This is a genomic window from Kitasatospora sp. NPDC059722 (assembly GCF_042733235.1).
In the GTDB taxonomy this organism is placed as follows: domain Bacteria; phylum Actinomycetota; class Actinomycetes; order Streptomycetales; family Streptomycetaceae; genus Kitasatospora.
This window is the reverse complement of sequence record NZ_JBHWGD010000140.1, coordinates 1-12,140: the sequence shown is the minus strand read 5'-3', so window position 1 is coordinate 12,140 and position 12,140 is coordinate 1. Positions and strand designations below refer to the sequence as shown.

Here is a 12,140-nt window from a genome sequence, read left to right as displayed (position 1 = left end):
CCAACCCCCCCCCCCCCCCCACAACCCGGCCCGGGGCCCCCCCCCCCCCCCCGCGCCTGCATAAACTCATCGCAGCCTGATCAAACCGACCACGTGTTGCAACAACCCCTGGAATCCGCCACGGTTCCTCGGGGCGCACGGGGTGCCGGGGGAGTGTCAGGCGGTGAAGCCGACCTCGCCCAGGGCCTTCTCGATCTTGGCGCGGTGGGCCGCCTCCCACTCGTCCAGCGTCTCGGCGGCCTCCTTGGCCAGCTTCGCCCGGGCCGCCGCCAGCGTCTCCTCGCGCCGGGCGGCCGGCACCACCACGACGCCCTCCTCGTCCGCCACGACGACGTCGCCGGCCGCCACCAGCACGCCGCCGCACCGGACCTCGCCGCCGTGCGAGCCGAGTGCCCGCTTCGCCCCCGGGATCGGGATCACCCCGCGGGCGAACACCGGGAAGCCCGCCTCGCGCACCTCGCCGAGGTCGCGGATCAGGCCGTCGGCCACGAACGCGGCCACGCCCCGGCGCTGCGCGACCGCGCAGACGTTGCCGCCGGCGAGGGCGTGGTCGAGGTCGCCCGACTCGACGACGATGACGTCGCCGGGCGCGGCCCGGTAGATCGCCGCGTGCAGCATCAGGTTGTCGCCGGGCGGGCACTGCACGGTGAACGCCGGTCCGGCCACCCGGGGCATGCCGGCCCACAGCGGGCGGACGCCGATGTCCATCACCTGGGCGCGGCCGAGCAGGTCGGCCAGGGTGGTGGTGGGAATGTCCGCGAACTGGTCCATCTGTGCCCCCGTCGTTCTCGACTGTTCGGTCGGTGCTCTCGGCGCATTATCGGACAGGCCGCGGCGGTGGCTCCGGGCGGCGGGGTATCCGGGCGGCAGGTGTCGGGGCGGCAGGTGTGCGGGTGGTCGGCCCGTCAGGCGGTCGCCTCGTCAGACGGTCGGCTCGTCAGCGGTCGGGCGGGCGAAGAACTCGGCCAGCACCGGCGCCAGGACGTCGGCGGCCACCTCGTGCGTCTGGTCCGCCAGCGTCCGGTACTCGGCGCCCGGCACGGCGGCCGCGACCTCGCGGGCCGGCGCGCGCAGCAGTTCCGGGCTGGCCCCGCCGTCCAGCACGAGCGCCGGGACGGCCACCCCGGCGAGGACCTCGGCCGGAACCGACCCGCCCGCCGCCGTGCCCACCGCGGCGGCGTCGTACGCCAGCGTCGGTGCGACCGCCTCGAAGGCCGGCCACATCGGCGCGCCGCGCATCTGGTCCACCATCTCGGCCGGCATGCCGACGAAGGCCATGAACCGGGCGGCGGCGTCGCCGCGGCGCCCGTCCGCGAGCGCCTCGGTCAGGTCGCTCACGTACGCGTCGAACCGCTCGCGCTGCCCGTCCCCGGTGCTGAACGGCGGCTCGTAGACGGCGATCCGGCTGATCGCGACCCCGCTCGCGGCGGCCCGCAGCGCGAGCACCCCGCCGGAGGAGACGCCGATCACGTGGGCCGTGCCGCCGGTGGCCGCGATGACGGCCGCGAGGTCCTCGATCTCGCGCTCGACGGCGAACGGCGCGGTGTCCGCGCTGCCGCCGCGCCCGCGCCGGTCGTAGGTGTAGACGGTGTGGTGCGCGGCCAGTTGCTCGGCGACCGCGGCACCGGGCCCGAACGCCCGGTGGCAGAGGGCGCCGTCGACGAAGACGACGGCCGGGCCGGAGCCGGTGACGGTGTAGGCGATCTCGGTGCCGTCGGTGGAGGCAACGGTGCGGGAGGCGGTGGCGTTCACGGTGGGTCCCTTCGGGGCGTCGCTCGGGGTGAGTCGCTTTCGTAGGGGTAGACCGGGCGCGGGCGCGGAACTCATCGCTCTCCGGCGGATATTCCTTCGGGTCTTTTTTCGACGGTTCCACCGGATGCCGACGGTGCCGCGGCCGGACGCGCCCGAGCTCTGTCCACAGCCTGTGGACGGAGCTCGGACCGGCGGGTCCGTGTGCACCAGGAGGGTCGGCCGTCCCCTTGGTGACAGCGATCGACAGCTCGCCGCCGCCCGGCCCTTCACCGTGCCGATCATGCTTCTGACCATGACAGATGTCATTCCGGACCAGTGCCGCTCGACACTGACGGGCCCTCAGAGTCCCTCCGTAGTGTTCAGGCCATGGAGATCACGAAGAACGCCCCGACCGCCGCCCGCCGCACCGAGTGGAGCCTCGCCCTGCTGGGCGGCCTCAAGCACGGCGGCGAGTTCACGGCCCGCGAGCGCACCGTGCACGTCGCCGCGGTCGGCGGGGCCAAGCTCGACCACACCGACGCCGAACTCCCGGCCGGCCCGACCCACCTGGTCAAGGCGGCCGTGGTCGGCGGCGCGGAGCTGGCCTACCCCGAGGGCGCCTCGGCCGAGGTGGACGCCTTCTCGGTCCTCGGCGGCGTCGACCTGACCGTCCCGGCGGGCACCACGGTCGAGGTCCGCGGGTTCTCGCTGCTCGGCGGCCGCAGCCAGGGCGTGGTGGGCGAGCCCGGCGGCGCGGTCGTCAAGGTGCGCTCCTACTCGCTGGTCGGCGGCGTCAAGGTCCACCAGGGCAGCTGACCCCCGCCCCGCTCGCCCCGCCCGGCCCGGTGGGGCCGGTGACGGCCAATGCGGCGCACGGGTTCGGCCGTCCGGCGTAGCCTTCGTCCATGGCAGAGAGCAAGGTCCGGAAGGCGGCGGCACCGAAGGCGAAGCCCGCGGTGAGGCCGAGGAAGCCCGAGTCCCGGCTGGCGATGGTGCGGCGGGCGCGCAGGATCAACCGGGAGCTCGCGGAGCTGTACCCGTACGCGCACCCGGAGCTGGACTTCGAGAACCCGTTCCAGCTGCTGGTGGCCACCGTGCTGTCGGCGCAGACGACGGACCTGCGGGTGAACCAGACGACGCCCGCGCTGTTCGCCCGCTACCCCGCCCCGGAGGACATGGCGGCGGCGAACCCGGAGGAGCTGGAGGAGATCATCCGCCCGACCGGGTTCTTCCGGAACAAGGCGAAATCGCTGATCGGCCTGTCGGTCGCGCTGCGCGACGACTTCGGCGGCGAGGTCCCGGGCCGCCTGGAGGACCTGGTGACCCTGCCCGGCGTCGGCCGCAAGACCGCCAACGTCGTCCTCGGCAACGCCTTCGGCGTCCCGGGGATCACCGTCGACACCCACTTCGGCCGCCTGGCGAGGCGGTTCGGCTGGACCACCGAGGATGACCCGGTGAAGGTCGAGCTGGCCGTCGGCGAGATCTTCCCCAAGTCCGAGTGGACGATGCTCTCGCACCGCGTGGTCTTCCACGGCCGCCGGATCTGCCACTCCCAGAAGCCCGCCTGCGGGGCCTGCCCGATCGCGCCGCTCTGCCCGTCGTACGGCGAGGGCGAGACGGACCCGGAGAAGGCCGCGAAGCTCCTCAAGTACGAGATGGGCGGCCGACCCGGCCAGCGGCTGAAGCCCCCGGGGGACTTCCCCGGCGAGGCCGCCGCGCGCGCCGACGCCGCCTCCCACCAGGGGCACGTCGCGGACCTGGCGGTGGGCGAGTGAGTGCGCCCGGGCCCGCGGTGCGGGAGATCGAGCGGGACGGCCTGCCGCGGTGGCTGGAGCCCGTCCGGGACGCGGCCGAGCGCGTGCTGCCCGAGCAGCTGAGCCGCTTCCTGCCGCCGGTGGAGGACGCCCGCACGGCCGCGGTGCTGATGCTCTTCGGGGACGGCGGGCAGGGCCCCGACCTGCTGCTGATCGAGCGGGCCCGCTCGCTGCGCTCGCACGCCGGGCAGCCGTCCTTCCCGGGCGGCGCGCTCGACCCGGAGGACGGCGATCCGGACGGTCCCGGACCGATCGCGGCGGCGCTGCGGGAGGCCTGGGAGGAGACCGGCCTGGACCCGGCCGGCGTGCAGGTGTTCGCCGCGCTGCCCGCCCTCTACATCCCGGTGAGCCGCTTCGTGGTGACCCCGGTCCTCGGCTGGTGGCGCGAGGAGTCGCCGGTGCGCCCGGTGGACGCGGGGGAGACCGGCGCCGTGTTCCGGGTGACGATCGCCGAGCTCGCGGACCCGGCGAACCGGGTCCGGCTGCGGCACCCGTCCGGTCACCTGGGCCCGGCGTTCGCGGTGGCCGGCCGGCTGGTCTGGGGCTTCACGGCCGGGGTGATCGACCGGGTGCTGCACCACAGCGGCCTGGAGCGGCCCTGGGACCCGTCCCGGATCGTCGACCTCTCGGACGACGCGCTGGCCCTGGTCCAGGGCGACACCGAAAGCTCGCGCGCGCTGCTGGGCCGCGAGGCCGGGACCTCGTGAGGGGCCGTCCGCACGGCCGAGCCGCCGGCCGTGGGAGGGTGTCCGGGTGAACGTCCTGGATGTGCTGCTGATCCTCGCCGCCGTCGGTTTCGCCGTGTCGGGCTACCGGCAGGGCTTCGTGGTGGGCGTGCTGTCCGTCGTCGGCTTCCTCGGCGGCGGCCTGGTCGCGGTGCAGCTGCTGCCGCTGCTGCTCGACCACCTGAGCCCCGGCACGACGGCCTCGGTGGTGGCCGTCGTCGTCGTGATCGTGTTCGCCGCGATAGGCCAGGCGGTCACCACGCACTTCGGCTGGAAGCTGCGCGGCCACATCGACCGGCGTCCGGCGCGGGTGCTGGACGCGGCCGGCGGGGCCGTCGTCAACGTGATCTCGATGCTGCTGGTGGCCTGGCTGATCGGTTCCGCGCTCGCCGGAACGTCCCTGCCGACGGTCTCCAAGCAGGTCCGCTCCTCGGCGATCCTCGGCGGCGTCCAGGACGCGCTGCCCGGTGACGCGCCGAACTGGTTCTCGGACTTCTCCAAGGTGCTCGCCCGCAACGGCTTCCCCCAGGTCTTCAACCCCTTCGAGCACGAGCCGATCACCCAGGTCGACACGCCCGACCCCGCGCTGGCCGCCAGCCCGGCGGTCGCGAAGGCCAGGCAGAGCCTGGTCAAGGTGGTCGGCACCGCCACCTCCTGCGGCAAGACCCTGGAGGGCAGCGGCTTCGTCTTCGCGCCGCACCGGGTGATGACCAACGCCCACGTGGTCGGCGGCGTCGACGAGCCGACCGTGCAGATCGGCGGCGTCGGACAGCTCTACGACGCGACGGTGGTCCGCTACGACTGGCAGCGCGACATCGCGGTCCTCGACGTGCCCAAGCTCAACGCGCCCCCGCTGACCTTCGCGGGGGAGGCCAGGACCAACGACAGCGCGATCGTGGCCGGCTTCCCCGAGAACGGCGCCTTCAACGTCCAGCCCGCCCGCATCCGCGGCCGCATCCAGGCCAACGGCCCGGACATCTACCACCGCGGCCAGGTCGTGCGCGACGTCTACTCCGTCCGCTCGCTGGTCCGCCAGGGCAACAGCGGTGGACCGCTGCTCACCCCGGACGGGCAGGTGTACGGCGTGGTGTTCGCCAAGTCGCTGGACAGCGCGGACACTGGGTACGTGCTCACGGCGGCCGAGGTGAAGGACGACGCCGAGAAGGGCGGCTCCGCCTCGGGGCGGGTGGACACCCAGGGCTGCGCGCTCTGACGCCGGGCCGGCCCGCCGCCGTGGGCCGCCTGGTCGCCGTCGGCGGGCCCGTCGTCGTGGGCCCGTCGTCGTGGGCCCGTCGTCGTGGGCCCGTCGTCGTGGGCGGGCTCGCCGCGGTCGGTCGGCCCGTTGGGCCGCGGTCGGCGCGCCGGTGCGGCGGGTCGGATATCCGTCGGACCGTCAGTCCGCCCTGGTAGCCTCGGCCGCGCTCACCCGTTCGGCTCAATCCGGCGCCGGTGCCGGAGTGAGGTCGACGGGAGGTCGTGGTAGTCCGATGATGGGTCACTCGCACGCGGTCAGCGGGGCGATGCTGTACGCGGCCTCGGCGCCGTTCCTGCCCCCGCTGCTGCTGCACACCACGCTCCAGCCGGCGGACATACTGATGGGCACGGTGCTGTGCGCGGGCGCGGCCCTGCTGCCCGACCTCGACCACCACGACGGCTCGATCGCCAACTTCCTCGGCCCGCTCTCCAAGGCGCTCTGCCGCTTCGTGGCCTGGGCCTCCGGCGGTCACCGGCACGCCACCCACTCGCTGCTGTTCGTCGCGCTGATGGGTGGCGGCACCTGGGCGGGCGTCACCTTCCTGGGCCGCAACTTCACCCTCGCGGTGACGTTCTTCCTACTGGCGCTCGCGATCCGGGCGCTGCGGCTCTGCCCGCCCGGCGACGGCCCGGAGGCGTGGATCACCGTCGTCGGCCTGGCCGCGCTCGGCACCTTCGGGATGAACACCTGGATGCCGAACGCCCCCGGCTGGCTGCCGTACGCGGTCGGCCTGGGCACGCTGGCGCACCTGCTGGGCGACTGCCTGACGAAGAAGGGCGCGCCGCTGCTCTGGCCGCACAAGGAGCGCTACGAGATCGTGCTGATCAAGCGCAGCGGCAACAACGTCGAGACCAAGGTGCTGGTGCCGATCATGGCGGGTGCGACCTTCGTCCTGCTCTGGTTCACGGCGCTGTCGCCGACGATCGTGAACTGACGCGTGAACGGACGCGTGAACCGACGCGTGGGACCGGTGTGACGACCGTGAGCAGGCTCGTACTGCCCGGGTGAACCGGGCGGCACGTCGTTGACGACCGCGGCGCGGGACCTCAGGTCTCGCGCCGCAGTCGTGCGCCCACCCAGCGGGCGCGCCGGCCGAGGATGTGCGGGATGCCGAGCTGTCGCTGCGCCGCTCGCTGACGGCGGTCCGTGCCGTCGTAGCCGAGGTCGTCCGCCCAGTCCGTACGGGGGGCGGACCGGTGCGGGCTGTTCTGGCGTCGGCCGCGCGATGCGCCGCCGCGATCGGGCATCCAGGTCATACCGGAATGGATGCCCCTGGGCCGGTCGGGGTAACCGTCCGGACGCCATCGAAAGTGGCCTATGCGTTTGTCATATGAGCGCAACATCAAGGGAGTTGAGGTGGGCAGGGGTGACGGTCCTGCCCGGAGTGCTCACTCCTTGTGCAGACCGACCCAGTCCAGCAGCTCGGCCGTGAACTCCGCCGGCGCCTCCTCGTGCGGGAAGTGTCCGACGCCCGGCATCAGCCGCCACCGGTACGGCGCCGCCACGTACTCGCCGCCGCCGAGCGCGGTGTGCGACAGCAGCACCGGGTCCGCCGCCCCCTGGACGTGCAGCGTGGGCGCGGCGATCGGCTTCTTCATCCGGCGCGCGAACTGGATGCCGTCCGGACGGGCCATCGACCGCAGCAGCCAGCGGTACGGCTCGATCGAGCAGTGCGCGGTGCTGGGGATCCGGATCGCCTGCCGGTACGCGTGCACCGCGCCCTCGTCCAGCTTGTCCGGCCCGGTCCACTCGTCCAGGTAGCGGGCGACCAGCGCGGCGTCGTCGGCGACCAGGCGGCGCTCCGGTATCCACGGCCGCTGGAAGCCCAGCACGTGCTCGAAGGCGGCGATCTGCTTGCGGTCGGTGAGCAGTGCCCGGCGCAGGTCCCGCGGGTGCGCGGCGGACACCACGGTGAGGCTCTGGATCACCGACGGGCGCATCACCGCCGCCACCCAGGCCAGCGTGCCGCCGGAGGCGTGCCCGACCAGGTGGGCCCGGCGCTCGCCGAGCGAACGGATCACCCCGGTGATGTCCAGGGCGAGGTTGCCCGGGTCGTACCCGCGGGGGGTGCGGTCGCTGCCGCCGATGCCGCGCAGGTCGAGCGCGACCGCCCGGTAGCCGGCCTCGGCGAGCGCGGTCAGCTGGTGGCGCCAGGCCCACCAGTACTCCGGCCAGCCGTGCACCAGCAGCACCAGCGGGCCCTCGCCCAGCTCGGCGATGTGGAACCGGGCGCCGTTGGCGGCGAGGTCGCGGTGCGTCCACGGGCCGTCCTGCCGGATGCTCCAGGCCTCGGCCGCGGAGCTGCCGGGCGCCTCGGCCCCGGCGTCGCCCGGGGCCTTTCCGGCGCTCTCGCCGACGCCGTCCGCGGCGGCCTCCCGGCCGGGCTCCCGGACGGGGCCGGAGTCGGCGGGCGGCTGCGCGGGCACGGGCTTCTGGTCAAGCGGCATACCGAGAGCGTGTCACATCCGTGCGCCGGACACGCGCCCGGCACTCGGAGTCGGTGCGCCCGGCGGGGCCCCGTCCTTACGGGATGCGGCCCAGCGCCCGGTCGATCTCCTCCTTGGTGGCCGGCCGCGGACGGGCGTTCTTCAGCACGTCGGCGGTCTTCTGCGCACCCTCGATGGTGCGGACCGGCTTCTCGATCTTCTTGAAGGAACGCCAGGCCAGCATGCCGAGCAGCACCGCGAGCAGCAGGTAGGCACCGGCCACGATCAGGAACGACCAGCCGAGCGACAGGCCCAGCGCGTGGATGCCGAAGGCCGCCGCGGCGCTCAGCATCGGGACGGCGGCCAGCGCCACCACGCCGGCGACCGTCAGCGACACGCCGCCGGAGACGCCGCGCTTGACGTCCGCCCGCAGCTCGGCCTTGGCGAGCGCGATCTCGTCGTGGACCAGCGCGGACAGGTCGGCGGTGGCCGCCGCGAACAGCTGCCCCACCGAACGCTCGCCCTCGTAGGGCGCCCGGCCGTTGCTGGACGGGTCTGCGGCTCCTGCGGGCATCAGCGGTTCTCCTCTGCGGCTGTGCGGCGTGACGCCGCCGCGCGGTGCGGTCCCGGGGGCCGGAGGGGGCCCGGGGGCGTCAGTGGACTGTCGACAGCTCAGAATCATGCCCCTACCGGCCAGTCGCACACCACTCCGGGGCCCCGCCGGGGGGACGTGTCCCGGCGCCCGAGGCCCCGGGGGGCCCGTGGCGGGCCCCTGTGGCGCCGCAGGGGCCTCGTGGGTGTCGGGGGGCGCCGGACGGGCGCCGGAGCGGGCCACGGGGCCCTGAGCGACCCTCAGCAGCCGTCCGGCGCTCCGGGGTGGTGCCGGTGGTCGGGATGGGTGGAACCGGCGGCCGGCTTCAGCGGGCCGCGCCCGGACCGGCGGCCGGACCGGCGCTCGGCCGGTCGTTGCCGGGGTGCGGTCGGTCGTGGCCGGGGCCCGGTCGGTCGCCGCCGGGGTGGGGCCGGTCGTTGCCGGGGTGCGGTTGCTCGCTGCCGGGGCGCGGCGCGAGCTCGGCCACTCGGGCCTGCCAGGCCGGGTCGTCCGGCTGGTAGACGTCCGGGACGCCGTCGCCGTCCGTGTCCCGGTCCTCCTCCTCGCACAGCGCGCGGTAGTGCCGGTTGCGGAGCTTGAGCAGCACGGTGGCGACCACCGCGCACAGCAGCGAGCCCACCAGGACGGCCGTCTTCGAACGGTCGGCGAGCGCCAGGTCCCCGGGGAAGGCCAGCTCGCTGATCAGCAGCGAGACGGTGAAGCCGATCCCCGCGAGCACCGCGACCGCGAACATGTCGGCCCACTTGAGCTGCGGGTTCAGCTCCGCCCGGGTGAACCGGGCGACCAGCCAGGTGCCCCCGAAGATGCCCACCGTCTTGCCGACCAGCAGCCCGAGGACGATGCCGAGCGGCGTGGCCTGGGTGAACACCTCGCGCAGCGCCGGGCCGGAGATCGTCACCCCGGCGGCGAACAGCGCGAACACCGGGACGGCCAGCCCGGCCGACAGCGGCCGGACCAGGTGCTCGATGTGCTCGCCGGGGGAGTGCTCCTCGTCGCCCTCGCGGTGGCAGCGCAGCATCAGGCCCATGGCGACGCCCGCGACCGTGGCGTGCACGCCGCTCTCGTGCATCAGCGCCCAGATGACGAAGGCCAGCGGCACGAACAGGTACCAGCCGTGCACCCCGCGCCGGTGCAGGAACCAGAACAGCGCCAGGCCGACGAAGGCCAGACCGAGCGCCCAGAACTTGATGCCGGAGCTGTAGAAGACCGCGATGATCAGGATCGCGATCAGGTCGTCCACGACGGCCAGGGTGAGCAGGAAGGCGCGCAGCGCCGAGGGCAGGTGGCTGCCGACCACGGCCAGGACGCCGAGGGCGAAGGCGATGTCGGTGGCGGTCGGGATCGCCCAGCCGCCCGGGTGCCCGCCGCTGCCCGAGTTGATCAGGGCGAACAAGGCCGCGGGCAGCGCGACACCGCAGACCGCGGCTATGACGGGCAGTACGGCGGCGCTCGGACTGCGCAGCTCGCCCGCGACGAACTCGCGCTTGAGCTCGATCCCGGCGACGAAGAAGAAGATCGTCAGCAGGCCGTCCTTGGCCCAGTCGCCGAGCGTCAGGTCCAGGTGCAGCGGGGCGGACGGGCCGACGGTGTGGTCGAGGACGCTCTCGTACGCGCCGGGCCAGACGTTGGCCCAGACCAGCGCGATCACGGCGGCGACCAGCAGCAGGATGCCGCCGACCGTCTCGGTGCGCAGTGCCTCGGTGATGTAGGCGCGCTCGGGCAGGGGCAGCCGGCCTGGGAACTGCCGGCGGCGGGTCGTCGGCTCGTGGACGGGCGGCTGTCGGGTCACGCTCGGACCTCCTGCGGGCTGGGAACGGCAAACGGATGCACACGTGGTGCAAAGTGCCGACCAGACTTCCCGGCGCGCCCTGTGACGCCCGGATTCCTGTTCGAGGACCTTGATGCGTCCTTAGCAGTCTAACGGGAACGTCCGAGTGACATCCGGATTGTCCTACCTAAGGACTTAAGCCCTGGTGCTGTGTTCTGCACCCTCGCGGAGCACCGGCGCCGCACCCGAATGGCCCCGGCCGCGTGCAGACGAGTGAACGCGTTCCTATCGTCGGATGCAGGCGCCGCCCGATCCGGGCCCAGGCGTCATCCCCCGTCAAACCCCTTGCGCCGCTTCGGAGGCACCCCATGCCCAGACCGCCCCTCTTACCCGGTGAGACCGTCGTGTCCGCCGCTCTGCCCGCCGGCCCCGCCGGCCCCTCGGGCTCATCCGACCCCTCCGGCCCTGGTGGCACCTCGGGCCCCTCGGGCCGCTCTGGCTCCGACGAGCCCGAGCTCCCCACCGACCTCGACCACCTGCTCCGCCCGCTGTTCCACGCGGCCGGTCCCGCCGGGGGAGTCGCCGTCGCGGTGATCCGCGGTGACGAACGGACGGTCGCCTGCCGGGGACGCTCCGACCGTTCCGGCCGGCGCCCGGTCCGGGCCGACACCCGGTTCGAACTCGGTTCCGTGACGAAGACGTTCACCGGACTGCTGCTCGCCGAGATGGCCGCCCGGGGCGAGGTCCGGTACGACGACCCGATCGACCGTTACCTGCCCGCCGACGCCGCCCCCGGCTATCCGCACGAGCGGCCGATCACCCTGCTCCACCTGGCCACCCACACCTCGGGCCTGCCCCGGCTGCCGGTCGGCCTGCTGCCCGCGATGGCACCCCGGTGGTTCACCAGCCCGTACGACACGTTCGGCCCGGCCCACCTGCTCAGGGCCCTGCCGCGGACCCCCGTTCGGGGCACCCCCGGCACGCACGTGCGCTACTCGAGCCTCGGCTGCGGACTGCTCGGACTGCTGCTGGCCAACGCGGCCGGACAGCGCTACGACGACCTCCTGGCCGCCCGGGTCTGCGGGCCGCTCGGCCTGGTCGACACCTCCAGCGGCCCTGGCCGGGAGGAGGTCGCCGGGTACCGGCGCGGGCGCCGGGTGCCGTCCTTCCGGCTGCCGGCCCTGCCGGGCGCGGCCGCACTGCGCTCGACCGGCGACGACATGCTCCGCTACCTCCAGGCGCACCTGTCGCTGGACGCCGTTCCGCTCCCGGAACGGGCCGACGCGGCGGTGCTGCGGACGGCGCTCGGCGAGGTCCGCCGGCCGCGGGCGGGCCGGCGCCGGGGTGGTACCACCCGGATCTGCCTGGGCTGGAACCAGCGGTCGGTGCCCGCGGGGGCGGACCCGGACGAGGACGACGGCGAGGAACTCGTGTTCCACGCCGGCTCCACCCGGGGCTTCACCGCCTTCGCCGGCTTCAGCCCGCGCGCGCAGGTGGGGCTGGCGGTGATGGCCAGGGCACGGTCGCTGCGCAGCCGCGGCTTCGTCCAGAGCGCGTACGAGACCCTGCGGACCCTGACCGCGCAGCGGCGCGGCCCGGTGGGTCTGGACGCTCTGGAGACGCTGGAAGCCCCCGCGACGGTCGAGGGCAGGCGGTGACGTCCAGGTGGCGGGAGTCCTGTGACCTGTGACGGACCGTTCGTACGACGACGGGGGGGGGGGGGGGGGGGCGGCGGCGCCGGCCCCCCCCCCCCCGCGCGCACCCAGGCGCCCCCCCCCCAAAACCAGCCCACACAGCGCAGGCACGGG

Annotated in this window: 12 protein-coding genes; 6 read left to right on the top strand and 6 right to left on the bottom strand. The window is 74.4% G+C overall.

Annotated features, from left to right (window positions below):
• Window positions 1–156 precede the first annotated feature (156 nt).
• Both ACFV4F_RS40050 and ACFV4F_RS40045 read right to left on the bottom strand, forming a co-directional pair.
• Window positions 157–771 carry an RraA family protein gene (locus tag ACFV4F_RS40050; RefSeq protein WP_359975306.1) on the bottom strand — a complete coding sequence of 205 codons (615 nt, stop codon included), beginning with the start codon at window positions 769–771 and terminating at the stop codon, window positions 157–159.
• A gap of 150 nt (window positions 772–921) precedes the next feature.
• Window positions 922–1,752 carry an alpha/beta fold hydrolase gene (locus tag ACFV4F_RS40045; protein ID WP_380510366.1) on the bottom strand — a complete coding sequence of 277 codons (831 nt, stop codon included), beginning with the start codon at window positions 1,750–1,752 and terminating at the stop codon, window positions 922–924.
• Between the two features lie 366 nt (window positions 1,753–2,118).
• Here ACFV4F_RS40045 and ACFV4F_RS40040 point away from each other — a divergent pair, with 366 nt between their 5' ends.
• The 5 genes from ACFV4F_RS40040 (at window position 2,119) to ACFV4F_RS40020 (ending at window position 6,459) form a co-directional block, all read left to right on the top strand.
• A complete protein-coding gene (locus ACFV4F_RS40040) occupies window positions 2,119–2,547 on the top strand; it encodes a hypothetical protein (protein ID WP_380510363.1) in 429 nt (142 codons plus the stop codon).
• 89 nt (window positions 2,548–2,636) lie between these two features.
• Window positions 2,637–3,506, top strand: a complete 870-nt coding sequence (nth, locus tag ACFV4F_RS40035; protein WP_380444213.1) for an endonuclease III — start codon at window positions 2,637–2,639, stop codon at window positions 3,504–3,506.
• On the top strand, window positions 3,503–4,252 hold the full coding sequence (locus ACFV4F_RS40030) for an NUDIX hydrolase (protein WP_380444215.1): 750 nt from the start codon (window positions 3,503–3,505) through the stop codon (window positions 4,250–4,252). Before nth ends, ACFV4F_RS40030 begins: the two co-directional genes overlap by 4 nt.
• A gap of 46 nt (window positions 4,253–4,298) precedes the next feature.
• Complete coding sequence (locus ACFV4F_RS40025; RefSeq protein ID WP_380444217.1) at window positions 4,299–5,483, top strand: MarP family serine protease; 1,185 nt, start codon at window positions 4,299–4,301, stop codon at window positions 5,481–5,483.
• Window positions 5,484–5,757: 274 nt separating this feature from the next.
• Window positions 5,758–6,459, top strand: coding sequence for a metal-dependent hydrolase (locus tag ACFV4F_RS40020; RefSeq protein ID WP_380444219.1), 702 nt, complete (start codon window positions 5,758–5,760; stop codon window positions 6,457–6,459).
• 112 nt (window positions 6,460–6,571) lie between these two features.
• On the opposite strand, the gene ACFV4F_RS40015 is transcribed toward ACFV4F_RS40020, so the two are convergent.
• From ACFV4F_RS40015 to nhaA, 4 genes are all read right to left on the bottom strand, one after another.
• Window positions 6,572–6,781, bottom strand: coding sequence for a hypothetical protein (locus ACFV4F_RS40015; RefSeq protein WP_329927312.1), 210 nt, complete (start codon window positions 6,779–6,781; stop codon window positions 6,572–6,574).
• Window positions 6,782–6,913: 132 nt separating this feature from the next.
• Window positions 6,914–7,972: an alpha/beta fold hydrolase gene (locus ACFV4F_RS40010; RefSeq protein ID WP_380510360.1), complete on the bottom strand. Its 1,059-nt coding sequence runs from the start codon at window positions 7,970–7,972 to the stop codon at window positions 6,914–6,916.
• A 76-nt stretch (window positions 7,973–8,048) separates the two neighbouring features.
• Window positions 8,049–8,525 carry a phage holin family protein gene (locus tag ACFV4F_RS40005; protein ID WP_380444223.1) on the bottom strand — a complete coding sequence of 159 codons (477 nt, stop codon included), beginning with the start codon at window positions 8,523–8,525 and terminating at the stop codon, window positions 8,049–8,051.
• 343 nt (window positions 8,526–8,868) lie between these two features.
• Window positions 8,869–10,353 (bottom strand): Na+/H+ antiporter NhaA, encoded by a 1,485-nt coding sequence (gene nhaA / locus ACFV4F_RS40000; RefSeq protein ID WP_380510358.1) that lies wholly within the window; start codon window positions 10,351–10,353, stop codon window positions 8,869–8,871.
• Between the two features lie 347 nt (window positions 10,354–10,700).
• Here nhaA and ACFV4F_RS39995 point away from each other — a divergent pair, with 347 nt between their 5' ends.
• Window positions 10,701–11,990, top strand: a complete 1,290-nt coding sequence (locus tag ACFV4F_RS39995; RefSeq protein ID WP_380510356.1) for a serine hydrolase domain-containing protein — start codon at window positions 10,701–10,703, stop codon at window positions 11,988–11,990.
• Window positions 11,991–12,140 lie beyond the last annotated feature (150 nt).

Excerpts from the sequence above, each read along its gene's own strand:
- ACFV4F_RS40005 (WP_380444223.1), bottom strand. The coding sequence starts at position 8,525 with ATGCCCGCAGGAGCCGCAGACCCGTCCAGCAACGGCCGGGCGCCCTAC.
- ACFV4F_RS40015 (WP_329927312.1), bottom strand. The coding sequence starts at position 6,781 with ATGACCTGGATGCCCGATCGCGGCGGCGCATCGCGCGGCCGACGCCAG.
- ACFV4F_RS40010 (WP_380510360.1), bottom strand. The coding sequence starts at position 7,972 with ATGCCGCTTGACCAGAAGCCCGTGCCCGCGCAGCCGCCCGCCGACTCC.
- ACFV4F_RS39995 (WP_380510356.1), top strand. The coding sequence starts at position 10,701 with ATGCCCAGACCGCCCCTCTTACCCGGTGAGACCGTCGTGTCCGCCGCT.
- ACFV4F_RS40050 (WP_359975306.1), bottom strand. The coding sequence starts at position 771 with ATGGACCAGTTCGCGGACATTCCCACCACCACCCTGGCCGACCTGCTC.
- nth (WP_380444213.1), top strand. The coding sequence starts at position 2,637 with ATGGCAGAGAGCAAGGTCCGGAAGGCGGCGGCACCGAAGGCGAAGCCC.
- ACFV4F_RS40020 (WP_380444219.1), top strand. The coding sequence starts at position 5,758 with ATGATGGGTCACTCGCACGCGGTCAGCGGGGCGATGCTGTACGCGGCC.
- ACFV4F_RS40040 (WP_380510363.1), top strand. The coding sequence starts at position 2,119 with ATGGAGATCACGAAGAACGCCCCGACCGCCGCCCGCCGCACCGAGTGG.